Raw genomic sequence first — 16,150 nt, 5'->3', positions numbered from 1 at the left:
GACTAGCGACCCCCGCCATGGACGAACGGACGAGCTTGTTCTGGCCGAACGGTCAGCTCCCGAGCAATGCGCCCCAGCGTACGGGGCTGTAACAGACCGTCGCCGAGGCCGAGTTCGACGATCGAGTCGAAGACCCGGCGGTCGGCCCCGGCTGCCCGGACCGCGGCCTGGATCACCGCTGGTGTGCGGGCCAGCCAGGCCGCGGCGGCGCTGTGCCGCAGGTGCCGGCCGAGCCGGCGGCGCAGCGCCGTGGCGTGCGCCCGCGCGGCGTGGGCCGGTGTGACCGCGGCCGCGTGCCCGGCCAGCGAGCCGGACAGCACCGCGTAGAAGATGCCCTCGCCGGTGAACGGGTTGATCAGCGAGTGGGCGTCGCCCACCAACACCACCCGTCCGGCACCGAGCGGCGGGCGCGAGGTCGACAGCGGCAGGTGATGGGCGCGCAGCCGGGTGACGTCGGCGATATCGATCTCGGGCAGCAGATCGGCCATCCGGTCGAGCAGGTGCGTACGGCTGAGCGGCCGACCCCGCATCACCTCGCCGTAGCCCACGTTCGCCGTGCCGTCGCCGATCGGGAACGCCCAGGCGTACGCGGGCCACCGCGGCCCCGAGGTGACGATCCGCTGATCGGTCAGCCCGGGAAAGGGCACGTAACCGCGCATCGCCACGGCCAGGTGCCGGCCCTGGTTGGGTCGGTGCCCGAGCGACCGGCGGACCACCGAGCCGGCGCCGTCGGCACCGATCAGCACCTTGGCCGCGATCGTGTCGTCGACCACGACGCGGTCGGCCTCCACGCGCACGGACCTGACCGTGTGCCGGCGCAGCTCCGCGCCGGCACCGACGGCCGCGTCGACGATGCGCGCGTCCAGCACGTACCGGGGAATGGTGTAGTCGGGTCGGCGTAGCTCGCCGGCGGCGACCCCGTCGGGCGTCTCCAGGCTCAGCGAACGGACGGGCTCATAGCCGGCCGCGATGTCGTGGACGCCGAGCCCGGCCAGCACATCGAGCACGTGCGGCGCGATGCCGTCACCGCAGGTCTTGTCGCGCGGGAAGCTGGACCGGTCGAGCAGCAGCACGCTGGCGCCGGCCCGGCGCGCGGCCACCGCCGCCGTGGCACCGGCGGGACCGGCGCCGACGACGAGCACGTCGTAATCGATCATCACCGAACCGTATCCGGGAGAGGGGACTCCGCGCGCGGCCTCGGCACGCGGGCATCGGTTGTGGTCCGCGAGCGGGCGACGCCCCAGAGGGTCACCGCCGCGGCGGCGAGCAGCGGGCCGCCGTCGCGGATGAGCCCGTCGAGGCCGAGCAGGTAGAAGCACATCGGCAGGTCGACCAGCAGCACCACGACCGTGACGACGACCAGCGAGACGCGTGCCCAGGCCTGGTCGCGGAGCAGAAAGATGCCGATCGGCAGCAGAACGTTGCCGACGACGATCGCGAACAGCAGCCAGCCGAGCACCAGCGGCAGCCGGCTCAGTTCGCCCTGACCCAGCGCCACCAACGCCGGCACCACCATCAGTGCCGGAAAGGTGAAGGAGGCGACCCGGGCGGTCAGCGTCCAGGCGGCGACCGGTGGCCGGCGCGGCACGCCCTCCTGCCAGCCGATGCCGCGTCGGTCGAGAACGAGCCGGTTGGGGTGCCGGACGAGATGGGTGCCTACCGTCGGCGCCCGGTAGAGCAGCACGACCACCGCCAGGCAGAGCGCGGTGAGCACTGCGAAGCCGATCGCGCCGGGCAGCGGCGGCACGCCGGAGCGCGGCACGACCAGCCGGCCGACGGCGAAGACGGTGGTGACGGCGAGGATCAGCCCGAGCGGCTTGGCGCCGGCCCGGCCCCGGCGCACGTGCCAGACCAGGATCAGGAAGCCGAACGAGCGGACCAGCGCCCAGCCGGTGCGCACCGCCAGCCCGAAGCCGTGCTCCGGCGCGTACGCCCAATTGACTAGCTCGACCACGACGGTGGCGGCGGCCGTCGCGTAGAGGAGCGCGACCAACGCGCGGACCGTCGGGGGCATGAACGTGAGTGTAGGGAGGCCCGTCCCCTCGGGCCTCCCGAAGCGATGCGACGTCAGCTCAGGCGGGCCTTGAGCGCGTCTAGCTCGGCCCAGAGCACGCCGGGCAGCTTGTCGCCGAACTTCTCGAACCACTCCGTGACCTGCGGGAGCTCCGCCCGCCACTCGTCGGCGTCCACGCGCAGGGCGGCCGCCACCGCTTCCGGAGAGACGTCGAGCCCGGTCAGGTCGAGCGCGTCCGGCGTCGGCACGTGCCCGATCGCGGTCTCCACGGCTTCGCCCCGGCCGTCGAGCCGCTCGACGATCCACTTGAGAACCCGGGAGTTCTCGCCGAAGCCCGGCCAGAGGAAGCCGCCGTCGGCGTCGCGCCGGAACCAGTTGACGTAGAAGATCTTCGGCAGCCGCGCCGTGTCGGCCCCGTTGCCCTTGCCCATCTCGATCCAGTGGGCGAAGTAGTCGCCGGCGTTGTAGCCGATGAACGGCAGCATCGCCATCGGGTCGCGACGGACCACGCCGACCTGGCCGGCCGCGGCGGCCGTGGTCTCCGAGGACAGCGTCGCGCCCAGGTAGACCCCGTGCACCCAGTCGCGGGCCTCGGTCACCAGCGGGATCGTCGTCTTGCGCCGGCCGCCGAACAGGATCGCGTCGATCGGCACGCCCGCCGGGTCGGTGTACTCCGGCGCGATGATCGGGCACTGCGAGATCGGCGTGCAGAACCGGCTGTTGGGGTGCGACGACAGCTCGCCGCTCTCCGGGGTCCACGACTGGCCCTTCCAGTCGGTGAGGTGCGCGGGCGGCTCGCCCATGCCCTCCCACCAGATGTCGCCGTCGTCGGTCAGCGCGACGTTGGTGAACACCGAGTTGCCTCGGGCGAGCGTACGCATCGCGTTGGGGTTGGTCCGGTAGTCGGTGCCCGGCGCGACACCGAACAGGCCGAACTCCGGGTTGACCGCGTACAGCCGACCGTCCTCGCCGAACCGCATCCAGGCGATGTCGTCGCCGATCGTCTCGACCTTCCAGCCGGGGATGGTCGGCTCCAGCATCGCGAGGTTGGTCTTGCCGCAGGCCGACGGGAACGCCCCGGCCACGTACTTGACCACGCCCTCCGGTGAGGTCAGCTTCATGATGAGCATGTGCTCGGCGAGCCAGCCCTCGTCGCGGGCCATGACGCTGGCGATGCGCAACGAGTAGCACTTCTTGCCAAGCAGCGAATTGCCGCCGTAGCCGGAGCCGTACGACCAGATCTCCCGGGTCTCCGGGAAGTGCGAGATGTACTTCGTCTCGTTGCACGGCCAGGGCACGTCGGCGGAATGCGACGACAGCGGTGCGCCCAGCGAGTGCAGCGCCGGCACGAAGTCGGCGTCGTCGCCCATCGCGTCCAGCACCGTGGTGCCCATCCGGGTCATGATGCGCATCGAGGCGACCACGTACGCGCTGTCGGTGAGCTCGACACCGAACATCGGGTTCTCGGCCTCGATCGGGCCCATGCAGAACGGGATGACGTACATCGTCCGGCCGCGCATCGACCCGCGGTAGAGCTCGGTCATCTCCCGCTTCATCTCGGCGGGGGCCATCCAGTTGTTGGTCGGCCCGGCGTCGGCCTCGTCGACCGAGCAGATGAAGGTGCGCTCCTCGACCCGCGCGACGTCCGTCGGGTCGGTGCGCGCCCAGAAGGAGTTCGGGCGCTTCGAGTCGTTGAGACGCACGAGCGTGCCGGCCGCGACGAGGTCGTCGGTCAGGCGGGTCCATTCCTCATCGGAACCGTCGACCCACACCACGCGGTCGGGTGCGGTGAGCTCGGCAACCTCGTTGACCCAGGCAAGAAGTCTGGGATGTGAAGTCGGCGCTTCATCGGCGCCGGGAAGGGTGGCCGGACTTGCAGTCATTGTGAACTCCTCGCGGTCGACGCTGACCTATGGGTGCACAAACCAGGGCGGGCTCACGCCACGCCAGTGCATCTCGGGGTTCAACTCAGACTAAACCGAATGAGCGTTAAGGGCAGCGCGGCCGGTTGTGAAAATCTGCACAAGGGACGGTGGGTTTGGCTTTCCCCGATGGATGTCACGCTCTCCCGCGCAGATTCGCGCACCTCGTCCATCGACATCCCTCTTCCGGGTCGGTGACACCTGGGCGCTCGGCAGGACGCAGACCCACCCATCGGCGCCCCGGGCTGCCAAAACGCCTCTTCCCTCACGCTACGGAGTGACCTACGCTTTTCCTCATAACGAGGGTTTTCTCCCTCACGTTCCTAATAGGCATTTCCGCCCCATTCCTCCCCCTGGAGGCGGCATGACCAGCCCGACGACCACCACCGACCAGCGACCGGAACCCGCTGACGGCGACGACGAGCCGTCCGACGCGGATCTCGTCGAGGCCGTCCGCTCCGGAGACACCGGGGCGTACGGCACCCTGTATGTCCGACATGCCGGAGGGGCCCGCCGCCTCGCCGGCACGCTCACCCGGGACCGCGCCGACGCGGACGATCTCGTCGCCGAGACGTTCGCGAAGGTGCTCGCCACGCTCCGTGCGGGCCGCGGCCCGGCCCGAGCCTTCCGGCCCTACCTCTACACGACGCTCAAGCACCTGCGGTACGACCGGCTCCGGTCGGAGCAGCGCGTGGAGTTCACCGACGACCTCAGCCGCTACGAGGCCGGCGTGCCGTTCGCCGATCCCACAGTGGCCCAACTCGACCGGCTCTACGCCGCCCGCGCCTTCGCCCGGCTACCCGAGCGCTGGCGGGCCGTGCTCTGGCACACGGCGGTGCAGGGTGAGTCGCCGGCCCAGGTGGCCGGCCGGCTCGGCCTGACCCCGGGCGGGGTCGCCGCGCTGGCCTTCCGGGCCCGGGAGCGCCTGCGGCAGATCTATCTGCAGGAGCACGTGACACCCGCCGACGCGCCGGCCTGCCGCCAGGTCGCCGCACGGCTGGCCGGTTACCTGCGCGGGCGGCTGGCCCGGCGAGCCCGCAGCACGGTCGACGGCCACCTGGCCACGTGCGCGGACTGCCGGGCGGCGCTCGACGAACTGGCGGATCTGCCAGCCGCGGGCTGAGATAATCACGGGCGATGCCGGCGTGGTCACCGACCGCGCCGGCAAGCCTCGGGACGATCACCGTCTGGTTACACGTTTCGGACGTCGCGAACGGGGCGTGCACACAGACGGTAGTCTCGGCCCGTGTCCGCAACCGTTGCCGACGACGAGTCGTCTTCTTCGGCCGCCCCTTCGGGGACGGTGGCAAGGTTGCGCGACCGCTTCGGCCATCTGGTCAAAGAGCTGGGCAAGTTCGGCACGGTCGGCGGCATCGCGTTCCTCTTCGATCTGCTGATCTTCAACCTGCTGATCTCCGGGGACGGCACCCCGCCGCTGCTGGCGAAGACGATCTCCACGGTGATCGCGGCGACGCTCGCATTCGTCGGCAACCGCTTCTGGACCTGGCGAGCTCGTGAGCGCAACGGCCTGCGCCGCGAATACCTGCTCTATTTCTTCTTCAACGCCGTCGGTCTCGGCATAGGACTGGCCTGCCTGGGTATCAGCCATTACGCACTGGGCAGTATCTGGCCGGCCGTCTTCCAGACCACACTGGCCGACAACATTTCCGGCCAGTTCATCGGCACCGCCTTCGGCACGTTTTTCCGTTTCTGGTCCTACCGGCGGTTCGTTTTCGTCGATGCGGCGGCACCAGCACGAACACCGTCCGCGTCGGTCCCGGTGACCAAGGGTGACTGAGGGAGTGACTTCGCACCCAGCGCCCGCCGATGGCACGAACTGAATCACCCGTCTCCCGTAAGGTGGCCCAATGCGCGCGGACCGAATCATGCCCGAGCGGTGGAACAAGCTTCTCCGCGAGGCGCTGAAGTTCGGCATCGTCGGTGGCATCAACACCGTGATCAACTTCGTGGTGTTCAACGCCCTCGCGCTCACGATCTTCCATAACGGGCAGCTCAAGGCGAACGTGATCGCGACGGTTTTCGCGACGATCACGTCGTACTTCATGAACCGGCACTGGACCTATCGTGATCGCCCGAAGTCGGCCATCCGGCGCGAAACGACGCTGTTCGTGATCTTCAATGCGACCGGCCTGGTGATCGAGCTCGGCGTGCTGGGCATCGCCAAGTACGGCCTGGACATGCACAGCCTGCTGTGGCTCAACGTCTTCAAGTTCCTCGGCCTCGGCCTGGCCACGATCTTCCGGTTCTACACCTACCGGACCTTCGTCTTCCGGCCCGCGCCCGAGGCCGCCGAGCCGGCCCAGCCCACCGCGGTCGCGCCGGTCAGGCAGAACGGCCACCACCTCGACGGCGACGTGATCGCGACCTTCGACCCGGTGGCCGAGCTCGCCGAAGTGGTCGAAGAGTTCGAGTCCGCCGGTTCCGCGCGCCGCCACCGTTGAGAATCCGCCGAATCAGCGGCGACGAGCGGCTGACCACGTCGTTCCCGCTCCAGTCGTACGCCTTCGACAAGTCGCCGACCGAGCACGCCGTCTCCCAGCACTACCGGGACTTCCTGCCGTACCACTCGGGCAACCACACCCTGGTCGCTGAGGAGGACGGCGCCACCCTGGCGACCGTCGCGGCGATTCCGATGCAGCAGAACGTACGCGGCGCGGTCGTGCCCATGGCCGGTGTCGCCAGCATCGCGACGCACCCGCTGGCCCGCCGCCGTGGTCTCGTCCGCACGCTGCTCAACCAGCTTCTCGAAGAGATGCGCGACGACGGCAACCCGGTCTCCACGCTCTACCCGTTCCGGCCGTCGTTCTACGCCCGGTTCGGCTACGTGACCCTGCCGCAGCACCGCACCGCCACGTTCTCCCCCGACGGCCTCGGCAGCCTCCTGCGCGCCGACCTGCCGGGCGAGCTGCGCTGGCGGCGGATCGCCGACGGTTACGAGGACCACCGGGCGCTGACCCTGCGGCTGCGAGATCAGCTCCATGGGTTCGCGACGTTCCCCGACTACCGGGCGGTCTCCCTGCGCGACGACACCAAGTGGGTGGTCACCGCGCACGTCGACGGCGAGGTGGTGGGCTCGCTGCCGTACCGGATCGAGGAGCACCTCGGTGAGCTGTCGGCGGACACGCTGCTGCACACCGGCCCGCACGGCCGGGCGCTGCTGCTCAGCTTCCTGGCCCGGCACGCCGACCAGGTCGACCGGATCAAGCTCGCGCTGCTGCCCGGCGACACGCCCGAGCTGTGGGCCGACGACCTGAAGGTCGAGACCACGGCCGACGTGCGGAGCGTCGGCGCGCACGCCCCGATGGCCCGGGTGCTCTCGCTGGAGGGCCTCGAGGGCATCGCGGCCGGCCCGGTGGCGATCACCGTCGACGTGGTCGACGACGCGCTGCTGGCCGGCCGCTATCACCTGGACGGCACCGGCGGGACGCTGCTGGTCGACCGCACCGACGCGCCGGCCGCCGCCTCGCTGTCCGCGGCGGGACTGTCGGCGCTGGTCTACGGCGTGCTCGACCCGGTCGAGATCGGCCTGCGCGGCCTCGGCACCATCCCGCTGGAAGCCGCCGAGGCGCTGCGGGACCTGTTCCCCGTCTTGCCGCCGTACGTCTGCGCGGAGTTCTAGACCGTCTCGGCGCCGTCGGCCGTGGCTTCGCGGTGTTCCTTCATGATCTCCCGCATCTCGCCCTCGTCGAGGGTGCCCTTGTCGTGGTCGGCCTCGACGAGCTCGTAGAGCAGCGTCTGCACCTTCTCCACGTGCGGGATGTCGTGCAGCACCTGCTGACCGCGCTCCCCCGCCGACTCGATGACCAGCGTGCCGGTGCCGAGCAGGCGCTCGACGAAGTGCTGGTTCATGGAGTGGTCGTTGACCCGGCTCAGCGGGATGTCGTGCCGGTCGCGGTTGAAGATGCCGACCTGGAGCAGGATCCGCTGGTCGGTGAACACGTAGTGGGTGGTCTGCCGGACCAGCACCGGGCGCAGCAGCAACCAGACCAACACGACCAGCGCGGCGGCGCCGATGATGATCTGTCCGATGCCGCTCGGCACGAAGATCAGCGCGACCACGGCCGCGGCGATCACCAGGATGGCCAGCAGGATCGGGCGGGCGAGCGTCTTCCAGTGCGGGTGCACGTGCAGCACCACGCGTTCCTCACTGGTCAACACATCGTCGGGAAAAGCCACGGCACACCTCCGCGCACACTTTTGTCGGGGTGAACCTACTGCCTCGCCGCGGGGCGGCGTAGTCCCGGATGTGTCGGGTGTCAGCGCAGATGCAGCACGTCACCCGCGGCGACGGTCCGGTCGCCTTCCGGGGTACGCACGATCAACCGGCCGCTGTCGTCGACGCCGGTCGCCTCGCCGGTGAACTCGGCTCCGCCCGGCAGCAGCACCCGCACCTCGCGGCCCACCGTGGCGCAGCGGCTGAGATAGGCGCCGCGCAGCCCGCTGGCCGACGCGTCGCCGCCCGCCTCGCGCCAACGCTCGTACCAGGTCGCCAGCCCGCGCAGCGTGGCCCGCAGCAGGGGGTCGCGGTCGGTCACCTCGGCGCCGGCCAACCGCAGCGAGGTGGCCGGCAGGCCGCTCGGCCGCTCGGGAAGCTCGTCGGCGCGCAGTGTCACGTTGAGCCCGATGCCGACCACGACCGCCGGGCCGCCGCCGCCGTCCGGCACGCCCTCGGCCAGGATGCCGGCGCACTTCGCGTCACCGACCAGCAGGTCGTTGGGCCATTTGAGGGCGGGCAGCACGCCGTCCGGAAGCTCGGCCAGGCGGATCACCGCCTCGGCGACCGCGACACCGGCCAGCAGCGGCAACCAGGCGTACGCCTTCGGCGGCAACGGCTGCCAACCCCGCTCGGGGTCCGCGGCACCCGGACGCAGCAGCACGCTCACGGCGATCCCGGCGCGCGGCGGGGACTGCCACGCACGGCCCAGTCGGCCCCGGCCGGCGGTCTGCCGCTCGGCGACCTCGACCAGCCCTTCGGGGGCTCCGGCCCGGGCGGCCTCGACCACGTCGGCGTTGGTGGACGCGGTCTCCGTGCGCACGTCCAGGCTGGTCCACAGCTCGCCAGGCCCGATCAACGCCCGTTCGAGCGCCCGCGCGTTGAGGGGCGGGCGGTCCAGGTCGGTGTACGGCGAGCGGGGCACCCGGCAAGCCTACGACCCGCGATCACGCGCGCCGGTCGCCGCCGTAGACCCGTCCGCCGGCGGCGCCTCGGGCCGGTGCCGGGTCGGGCACGGTGACCACCCGGACCCGAGCCCGGGACGGGGGCTGCTGGGCCGGTGCGCCGCGTTGCTGCTTGGTCGGGGGTGGGGTGACGGCGCGTTCGGGTTCGGCCGCGCGGCGGCGGCGTCCCGGGGGTGGCGTAGTGCGTTCGACCTCCGCGGCGCGGGCGCGGCGACCCGGCGGGGGCGTCCTGAGCTCGGCCTCCGCCGCGCTGGCACGGCGGCCCGGCGGGGGCGTCTTGTGTTCGGGCTCCGCGGCGCGGGCGCGGCGTGCGGGCGGCGGTGGTGTGGTGCGCCGGTCCGCCTTGCGGGCACGTTGGCCCGATGGCGGCGGCGCTGGTTCGGTCGGCTGCGCCTGTCGTTGCGGCCGGTCGGTCGACGACCGGGTCGCGGCGCGTTCGCGCGGGTGGCGGGCCGACCCCGGCCGGCCGCCCGCCACCGGCGTACGCCCGGGCTGACCCGGGCCACCGGCCGGGGCGCTCTCGGAGAGCGGCCACAGCAGCCGGTTCATCGTGAGGAGGACGCCGACGCCTCCGATCAGGAAGAACAGCCCGACGACCATCATCACGTGAGCTATAACGAATGGGGCATTCGTCGCGAAACGCTACGGCTGTGTCGAGACCAACCGCACAACCCCGACCACCTGAACCGTCGTTACGATCGGGCCGTGACAGATCAACGCAGCGCCGAGGTCGACATCCACACCACCGCCGGTCGGCTCGCTGACCTCGCGGCCAGGAGCGATGACGCCACCCACGCGGGTTCGGCGCGCGCGGTCGAGAAGCAGCACGCGCGCGGCAAGAAGACCGCTCGCGAACGGATCGAGATGCTGCTCGACGAGGGCAGCTTCGTGGAGCTGGACGAGCTGGCGCGGCATCGGTCGGTCGCGTTCGGACTCGAGCGGACCCGCCCGTACGGCGACGGCGTGATCACCGGTTACGGCACCGTCGACGGCCGCCCGGTCTGCGTCTTCGCACAGGACTTCACCGTCTTCGGCGGCTCGCTCGGCGAGGTCTTCGGCCAGAAGATCGTCAAGGTGATGGACCTCGCGATGAAGACCGGCTGCCCGGTGATCGGCATCAACGACTCGGGCGGCGCGCGGATCCAGGAGGGCGTGGTCTCCCTCGGCCTGTACGGCGAGATCTTCTTCCGCAACGTCCGGGCGTCCGGCGTCGTACCCCAGATCTCCCTGGTCATGGGTCCCTGCGCGGGTGGCGCGGTCTACTCGCCCGCGGTCACCGACTTCACCGTCATGGTCGACCAGACCTCGCACATGTTCATCACCGGTCCCGACGTGATCAAGACCGTCACCGGCGAGGACGTAGGTATGGAGGAGCTGGGCGGGGCGCGCACCCACAACACCCGCAGCGGCAACGCCCACTACCTCGCCACCGACGAGGACGACGCGATCGACTACGTCAAGGCCCTGCTGTCCTACCTGCCGTCGAACAACTTCGACGAGCCGCCGGTCGTCCCGAATCCCGCGACGCTGTCCGTCACCGACGAGGACCGCGAGCTCGACACACTGGTGCCGGATTCCGCGAACCAGCCCTACGACATGCAGACCGTCATCGCCCACGTGCTCGACGACGGCGAGTTCCTCGAGGTGATGCCGCTCTACGCGCAGAACATCGTGGTCGGCTACGGCCGGGTCGAGGGCCGGCCGGTCGGCGTGGTCGCCAACCAGCCGCAGCACTTCGCCGGCACGCTCGACATCGCCGCGTCCGAGAAGGCCGCCCGGTTCGTGCGCACCTGCGACGCGTTCAACATCCCGGTGCTGACCTTTGTGGACGTTCCCGGGTTCCTGCCCGGCACCGGCCAGGAGTGGGACGGCATCATCCGGCGCGGTGCCAAGCTCATCTACGCGTACGCCGAGGCGACCGTCCCGAAGCTCACGGTCATCACCCGCAAGGCCTACGGCGGCGCGTACGACGTGATGGGCTCGAAGCACCTCGGCGCGGATCTCAACTTCGCCTGGCCGACCGCGCAGATCGCCGTGATGGGTGCGCAGGGCGCGGTCAACATCCTGTACCGGGGCGAGCTCGCCGAGGCCGAGGACCCGGCCGCGCTGCGCGCCGCGAAGATCCAGGAGTACGAGGACACGCTGGCCAACCCGTACGTCGCGGCGGAGCGCGGTTATGTCGACGCGGTCATCCCGCCGCACGAGACCCGCGTTGCGATCGTCCGTGGGCTGCGGGCGTTGCGCACCAAGCGCGAGACGTTGCCGCCGAAGAAGCACGGCAACATCCCGCTCTGAGTTGTGTTAGGAAGGGTCCCTTGCAATCGGATTCCGATTGCAAGGGACCCTTCCTAACATGCGTTAGTGCATGCCGTAGGCGGCGAGCGGCTCGACCAGCGAGCGCTCCTCATAGGACAGATGGCTCAGTAGCGTGTCGGTCAGCAGGTCGACCTCGGAGCGCAGGCCCTTGAGGTCGCCTTCGCCGGCGACCAGCGCGACCAGCGCCCGGTCGACGTTCTCGATCACCTCGTGGATGACCTTGTGCTCCTCTTCGAGGCGGAGGGTCACCGGAGCCAGCCGGGCGTCGCTCTGCCGCAGCTTGGGCAGCATCGAGGCGTCCTCGATGGTGTGGTGCGTGGTGACCAACCGGCAGTACGACTCGCAGTAGGTGCCGAGCGTCCAGTTGTTCTGCCGCAACGTCATCTCGTTGATCGCCGAGCGGGCCTCGCCGATCCCGAGCATGCCGGCCTCGACCTGGTCGATCAGGTCGCGCACCTGGGCCAGCTCCTGCCGGAGGTGGTCGTGGATGTCGATGAGCTGCTGGCCCCTGGCCCGCTCGTGCCGGCTGTACTTGCGTTCCTCGTCGATCCGCGGCGCGACCGGGCGCTCACTCTCGTCCCAGAGCGCGCGGTCGGAGAGCCGCGTGCCGTCGTCGGGAGTCGGTGTCAGGCCCAGACCTGGGATCTCGCCGGACACCACGATCCGGGCCGGCACTGTCTCCTGGGTCGGCACTGTCTCCTGGGCCGGCACTGTCTCCTGGGTCGGTGCCGGGTCGTGGGCCGGCTTCTCGGGACGAGCGCGTTCCGCCGCGACCAGCTCGCGTACCGCCGGCGCGACCTCGACCGCGAACCGCTGCGTCTGCGTGGCGTCGTCGGTGGCCAGGAGGAACGTGCTCAGGCCGTGGGTCAGCGCCAACTCGGCGAGCTGCTCGGCCCAGTCGGCCGACGAGCCGGAGATCGCGCCGCCACCACCGCCGAACCCGCCGCCACCGGCCGCCTGGCCGAACACGCCGCTGAAGTTGGCCAGCCGACGGATCGCCTCGGGCGCGCGGCCGGCCTTGACCGCCGCGTCGTCGATCAGCTTGTTCATCTCCGGCAACTGGTCGGTCTGGACGTAGCCGAGCGTCGGCAGCCAGCCGTCCGCGAGCCGGCCGATCAGGCGCAGCATCCGCGGCTTGTAGGCGCCGACCCAGATGCCGATGTCGTGCGCCGGTTCCGGACCGACCTTGGCCCCGCGCACCTGGTAGTGCTTGCCGTCGACGCGTACCGACGGCCCGGCCTGGCCCCAGATCCCGCGGATCACCGCGATGCCCTCTTCGAGCGCCTCGACCGACTCGGCCGGGGTGCGGCGCGGGCCGCCGTTGGCGGCGATCGCGTCCCAGAACGCGCCGGCACCGAGGCCCAGCTCGACCCGGCCGCCGCTGAGCAGGTCAAGGCTCGCGGCGGAGCGGGCCAGCACGGCCGGCGGGCGCAGCGGCAGGTTGGCGACGTTGGGCGAGACCCGGATCCGCTCGGTGCGGCCGACGATCATCGACAGCAGCGTCCAGGTGTCCAGGAACCCGGCCTGGTACGGGTGGTCCTGCGCGGTCACCAGGTCGAGGCCGGCCTGGTCGGCGATCTGGGCAAGCGCGACGACCCGCTCGGGCGCGTCGGCGCGCGGGGTGACGAACGTTCCGAACAAGAGCTCATGCCCGTAGTCGGCCACTGGGGGTACCTCCGGAAGACACGGTTGACGCGTCAACCATAACGCAACTGGCTGATACGTCAACCAATGGCTATCGTCACAGGATGGCCATCAACGCGACCCAGGCCCTCACCGCGCGCGAGGAGCGTGCCTGGGACGGCTACCGCCGGATGCAGTCACTGCTCTCCAGCCAGCTCAACCGCCAGTTGATCCAGGAGACTGGGCTCTCCGACGCGGACTACGCGATCCTGTCCGCGCTGCTCACCGCCCCGGACCACCGCCTGCGTGGGATGGCGCTGCGCTGTGAGGTGCAGTGGGAGAAGAGCCGGCTCTCCCACCACCTCGGCCGAATGCAGACCCGCGGGCTGGTGTTGCGGGAGGACTGCCTCGAGGACTCCCGCGGCGCCGTGTTCCGGCTCACCGAGGCCGGCCGCGCTGCGGTCGAGGCCGCCACCGACGACCGGGTCGCCGCCGTCCGGACGTACCTGCTCGACCTGCTCACCCCCGAGCAGCTCGACGCGCTCACGGAGATCAGCGGCGCCGTGCTGGCGCGGCTGGCCCAGGACGACCCGCACCGGCGCGCGGTCGCGGAGTTGGCGCGCGGCGTCTGAGGCTCAGCAGGGCGGTGTCGCGGCGGCGCACAGCCAGGCTGCGGCCCGGGTGCCGAGCTTGCGGGTGGCGGCGGGATCGGCCTTGGAGACGTCGACCTCCTCGACGGTCGCGACCAGGTCTCCGACCCGGACCACCAGCACCGCCGACGCGCTGAGGTCGGTGTCCTGCGTGCCGGTCAAGGCGGTCATCCGGTGCTCGAACAGCAGGGAGTCGTCGCCCGCGAAGTCCCGGTCGATCAGCACCCACACGTGTGAGGTGCGGACCTTGGTCCGCTTGGCCGCCTCGTCACCGACTGAGGCGAGGTATTTCGGGCATGCCTGAGCGGCTTGTTCGGCCTCGTCCACGAGCTGCCGTGCACCCGTGCCGGGCAGCCGCATCACCGTCTGGTGCAGCACCGCCACCGCGGTCTCGGGACGCCCCTCGATCTTCGGCGGGTACTCCACCGTCTGCTGCCGGCGGAACTGGTAGTCGCCTTGGTACCTGCGCACCTTCGGGTACTCCGGGCAGGGCGCGAGGGTGAACGCCCAGTTGCCGACGGGCCGGTTCTCGTCGACCGAGACCCGGGCCGCCACCAGCCCGGGGCCGACGTCCTCGGGGCTCAGCAACGCCTCGGGCGGAATCCAGGCCGGGTCGTGCGGGCCGATGGTGGTCGGCGCCGGCACCGGCGCCACGGTCATGGCGAGGGGCGGGGCCGCTGCGGCGCCGAAGAGGTCGGCCTGCTCGGGCCGCGGCTGGAACGGCCGCGAGGACACCACCCACACACCGGAGAGCAGCAGGAGTACGGACAGCGATGCGGCCAGGGCGGACCGGCGGGTGCGGCGGCGGGCGATCCCGCGCAGCTCCTCGCCCTCGGGCCACTCGACCCGGCCGAGCTCGGAGGCCAGGCGATGGGTCAGGTCCGGGTCACGCATCCGCCACCTCCCCCAGCTCGACGGCGAGCAGCCCGGCCAGCGCGACCCGGCCCCGTGCGAGCCGGGCCTTCACCGTGCCCTCCGGCGCCCCGGTCTCCCGGGCGACCTCGGCCACCGGCATGCCCATCAGGTAGTAGAGCGCGATCGCGGTGCGCTGCTCCTCCGGCAGCCGGCGCAGCGCCGCGACCACCTCGACCGTGTCGGTGTTCGGCGGCGGCACCGACTCGACCGCGCCGTGCCGCAGGTAGGCGCGGGCCCGGCTGCGCAGGCTCCGCCAGCGACTGACCGCGATCCGGGCGGCCACCACCCGCATCCACGCCTCGGGGTCGTCGTAGTCACGCACCGTCGACCAGCGCTGCCAGGCCTTGATGTAGGCCTCCTGCACCGCGTCCTGTGCCTCGGACAGGTCGCCGGTCAGCACATAGACGAAACCGAGCAGCCGCTGCCGGCTGGCCCGGTAGAACTCGTCGAAGTCCGTGCCGTCCACGAAAGGCAACACGCACGGGCGGCGCGGTTGGTTGCCGCTAAGTGGCGATTCCCGCAGCTCTGATGACCGGCTCGGCGAGCAGGTAGCCGCCGACCAGCAGGGCGACGAGCGCGACCGCGCCGAACAGCGTGACCCAGAGCAGCGCCGGCACATGGGTGACCCGGGCGAGTTGGTCGGCGTCCGAGTCGGGCATCCGGCCCCGGCTGCGCAACGTCTGGAGCTCGCCGACCGGGCGCACGCCACCGATCAACAGGAACCAGACCGCGAGGTACGCGAAGATCGCCTGCACCTGTGGCGAGCCGAACCAGGAGACCGCGAACACCACGGCGCCGGTAAGCACGACCGAGAAGACGCCGTACGGGTTGCGGATCAGCATCAGCATCGCCAGCAGCAACACGACGGTGACCCAGAGCAGCAGCGTGATGTGGTTGCCGCCGAGCAGCAGCGCACCGCCCAACCCCAGCAGCGACGGTGCCACGTACCCGCTGAACAGGGTTATCGCCATGCCCGGACCGGTCGGCCGCCCGGCCGACAAGGTCAGCCCCGACGTGTCGGAGTGCAGCCGCACACCGCGCAGCCTTCGTCCGGTGAGCAGCGCGGCCAGGGCGTGGCCGCCCTCGTGGGCAATGGTGACCGCGTTGCGCGCCACCCGCCACGGGCCGCGCACGGCGACCACCGCGAGCGCCAACAGGGCGGTCACCACGACCAGCCAGGAAGGTGGGTCAGGTTGGGCGCCGAACAGGCGATCCCAGATGTCCGTCACCTCGTCTAGCTGCATGGCCCGCGACAGTACTACGCGTCGCGCTCAACAGGCACGGCCGCGGTGGCGTGCGCACGCCGCATCCGCGTAGCGCAGCCGAACATCGCCCCGCCGGTCGCTACGCACAGGAGGGTGATCAGCACGGTGAGTCCCGCGTTGATCACGACGAGCATGAGGTCGCCGATCGCGACCAACGCCCAGAGCAGGTAACTCGGAATCGAGCCGTGTCGCCGGTGAACCATCTCGTCACCTCCTTCCGTTCCGCGGGTGTCATTACCCAACGGG

16 protein-coding genes and 1 pseudogene are annotated in these 16,150 nt (G+C 71.0%); 6 read left to right on the top strand and 11 right to left on the bottom strand.

Annotated elements, in window-relative coordinates; genetic code table 11:
* Positions 1-2: 2 nt before the first annotated feature.
* From BLV39_RS15760 to BLV39_RS15750, 3 genes are read right to left on the bottom strand one after another with little or no spacing between them, the layout of a single operon-like run.
* Positions 3-1,157 (bottom strand): geranylgeranyl reductase family protein, encoded by a 1,155-nt coding sequence (locus BLV39_RS15760; protein ID WP_090792317.1) that lies wholly within the window; start codon positions 1,155-1,157, stop codon positions 3-5.
* Positions 1,157-2,014: a hypothetical protein gene (locus tag BLV39_RS15755; RefSeq protein WP_239083622.1), complete on the bottom strand. Its 858-nt coding sequence runs from the start codon at positions 2,012-2,014 to the stop codon at positions 1,157-1,159. The genes BLV39_RS15760 and BLV39_RS15755 overlap by 1 nt, the downstream gene beginning before the upstream one ends.
* 53 nt (positions 2,015-2,067) lie before the next feature.
* Positions 2,068-3,897, bottom strand: a complete 1,830-nt coding sequence (locus BLV39_RS15750) for a phosphoenolpyruvate carboxykinase (GTP) (RefSeq protein ID WP_090792314.1) — start codon at positions 3,895-3,897, stop codon at positions 2,068-2,070.
* A gap of 403 nt (positions 3,898-4,300) precedes the next feature.
* Here BLV39_RS15750 and BLV39_RS15745 point away from each other — a divergent pair, with 403 nt between their 5' ends.
* The 4 genes and pseudogenes from BLV39_RS15745 (at position 4,301) to BLV39_RS15730 (ending at position 7,576) form a co-directional block, all read left to right on the top strand.
* Positions 4,301-5,059 carry an RNA polymerase sigma factor gene (locus BLV39_RS15745; protein WP_090792311.1) on the top strand — a complete coding sequence of 253 codons (759 nt, stop codon included), beginning with the start codon at positions 4,301-4,303 and terminating at the stop codon, positions 5,057-5,059.
* A 123-nt stretch (positions 5,060-5,182) separates the two neighbouring features.
* Positions 5,183-5,734: a GtrA family protein gene (locus BLV39_RS15740; protein ID WP_090792308.1), complete on the top strand. Its 552-nt coding sequence runs from the start codon at positions 5,183-5,185 to the stop codon at positions 5,732-5,734.
* 70 nt (positions 5,735-5,804) lie between these two features.
* Positions 5,805-6,374, top strand: a pseudogene (locus tag BLV39_RS15735) (GtrA family protein); the annotation flags it as partial.
* 20 nt (positions 6,375-6,394) lie between these two features.
* A complete protein-coding gene (locus BLV39_RS15730) occupies positions 6,395-7,576 on the top strand; it encodes a GNAT family N-acetyltransferase (RefSeq protein WP_090792301.1) in 1,182 nt (393 codons plus the stop codon).
* Here BLV39_RS15730 and BLV39_RS15725 read toward each other — a convergent pair.
* The 3 genes from BLV39_RS15725 to BLV39_RS15715 form a co-directional block, all read right to left on the bottom strand.
* Positions 7,573-8,133 (bottom strand): PH domain-containing protein, encoded by a 561-nt coding sequence (locus BLV39_RS15725; protein WP_090792298.1) that lies wholly within the window; start codon positions 8,131-8,133, stop codon positions 7,573-7,575. The genes BLV39_RS15730 and BLV39_RS15725 overlap by 4 nt on opposite strands.
* 80 nt (positions 8,134-8,213) lie before the next feature.
* Complete coding sequence (locus BLV39_RS15720) at positions 8,214-9,095, bottom strand: biotin--[acetyl-CoA-carboxylase] ligase (protein WP_090792293.1); 882 nt, start codon at positions 9,093-9,095, stop codon at positions 8,214-8,216.
* A 22-nt stretch (positions 9,096-9,117) separates the two neighbouring features.
* Positions 9,118-9,738, bottom strand: coding sequence for a hypothetical protein (locus BLV39_RS15715; RefSeq protein WP_090792289.1), 621 nt, complete (start codon positions 9,736-9,738; stop codon positions 9,118-9,120).
* Between the two features lie 102 nt (positions 9,739-9,840).
* Here BLV39_RS15715 and BLV39_RS15710 point away from each other — a divergent pair, with 102 nt between their 5' ends.
* Complete coding sequence (locus BLV39_RS15710; protein WP_090792287.1) at positions 9,841-11,430, top strand: acyl-CoA carboxylase subunit beta; 1,590 nt, start codon at positions 9,841-9,843, stop codon at positions 11,428-11,430.
* A 63-nt stretch (positions 11,431-11,493) separates the two neighbouring features.
* Here BLV39_RS15710 and BLV39_RS15705 read toward each other — a convergent pair whose 3' ends face one another.
* Complete coding sequence (locus BLV39_RS15705) at positions 11,494-13,116, bottom strand: LLM class flavin-dependent oxidoreductase (protein WP_090792284.1); 1,623 nt, start codon at positions 13,114-13,116, stop codon at positions 11,494-11,496.
* Positions 13,117-13,199: 83 nt separating this feature from the next.
* Between BLV39_RS15705 and BLV39_RS15700 the strand changes: the two genes are divergently transcribed.
* On the top strand, positions 13,200-13,706 hold the full coding sequence (locus tag BLV39_RS15700) for a MarR family winged helix-turn-helix transcriptional regulator (RefSeq protein ID WP_090792281.1): 507 nt from the start codon (positions 13,200-13,202) through the stop codon (positions 13,704-13,706).
* Between the two features lie 3 nt (positions 13,707-13,709).
* Here BLV39_RS15700 and BLV39_RS15695 read toward each other — a convergent pair whose 3' ends face one another.
* From BLV39_RS15695 to BLV39_RS15680, 4 genes are read right to left on the bottom strand one after another with little or no spacing between them, the layout of a single operon-like run.
* Positions 13,710-14,618: a hypothetical protein gene (locus BLV39_RS15695; RefSeq protein WP_090792278.1), complete on the bottom strand. Its 909-nt coding sequence runs from the start codon at positions 14,616-14,618 to the stop codon at positions 13,710-13,712.
* A complete protein-coding gene (locus BLV39_RS15690; RefSeq protein WP_090797359.1) occupies positions 14,611-15,114 on the bottom strand; it encodes a SigE family RNA polymerase sigma factor in 504 nt (167 codons plus the stop codon). The genes BLV39_RS15695 and BLV39_RS15690 overlap by 8 nt, the downstream gene beginning before the upstream one ends.
* Positions 15,115-15,142: 28 nt before the next feature.
* Positions 15,143-15,883, bottom strand: a complete 741-nt coding sequence (locus BLV39_RS15685) for a M50 family metallopeptidase (protein ID WP_090792275.1) — start codon at positions 15,881-15,883, stop codon at positions 15,143-15,145.
* Positions 15,884-15,897: 14 nt separating this feature from the next.
* Positions 15,898-16,107, bottom strand: a complete 210-nt coding sequence (locus BLV39_RS15680) for a hypothetical protein (protein ID WP_090792272.1) — start codon at positions 16,105-16,107, stop codon at positions 15,898-15,900.
* Positions 16,108-16,150: the final 43 nt, after the last annotated feature.

Source organism: Asanoa ishikariensis (genome assembly GCF_900107455.1).
GTDB lineage: Bacteria > Actinomycetota > Actinomycetes > Mycobacteriales > Micromonosporaceae > Asanoa > Asanoa ishikariensis.
Note: the sequence above shows the minus strand (reverse complement) of the source record. Positions and strands in the feature narration are given on the sequence as shown.

What these genes read in the sequence shown, in the direction of transcription:
- BLV39_RS15755 (WP_239083622.1), bottom strand. Translation starts at nt 2,014, where the DNA reads ATGCCCCCGACGGTCCGCGCGTTGGTCGCGCTCCTCTACGCGACGGCC.
- BLV39_RS15745 (WP_090792311.1), top strand. Translation starts at nt 4,301, where the DNA reads ATGACCAGCCCGACGACCACCACCGACCAGCGACCGGAACCCGCTGAC.
- BLV39_RS15695 (WP_090792278.1), bottom strand. Translation starts at nt 14,618, where the DNA reads ATGCGTGACCCGGACCTGACCCATCGCCTGGCCTCCGAGCTCGGCCGG.
- BLV39_RS15685 (WP_090792275.1), bottom strand. Translation starts at nt 15,883, where the DNA reads ATGCAGCTAGACGAGGTGACGGACATCTGGGATCGCCTGTTCGGCGCC.
- BLV39_RS15700 (WP_090792281.1), top strand. Translation starts at nt 13,200, where the DNA reads ATGGCCATCAACGCGACCCAGGCCCTCACCGCGCGCGAGGAGCGTGCC.
- BLV39_RS15750 (WP_090792314.1), bottom strand. Translation starts at nt 3,897, where the DNA reads ATGACTGCAAGTCCGGCCACCCTTCCCGGCGCCGATGAAGCGCCGACT.
- BLV39_RS15680 (WP_090792272.1), bottom strand. Translation starts at nt 16,107, where the DNA reads ATGGTTCACCGGCGACACGGCTCGATTCCGAGTTACCTGCTCTGGGCG.
- BLV39_RS15760 (WP_090792317.1), bottom strand. Translation starts at nt 1,157, where the DNA reads ATGATCGATTACGACGTGCTCGTCGTCGGCGCCGGTCCCGCCGGTGCC.
- BLV39_RS15715 (WP_090792289.1), bottom strand. Translation starts at nt 9,738, where the DNA reads ATGATGGTCGTCGGGCTGTTCTTCCTGATCGGAGGCGTCGGCGTCCTC.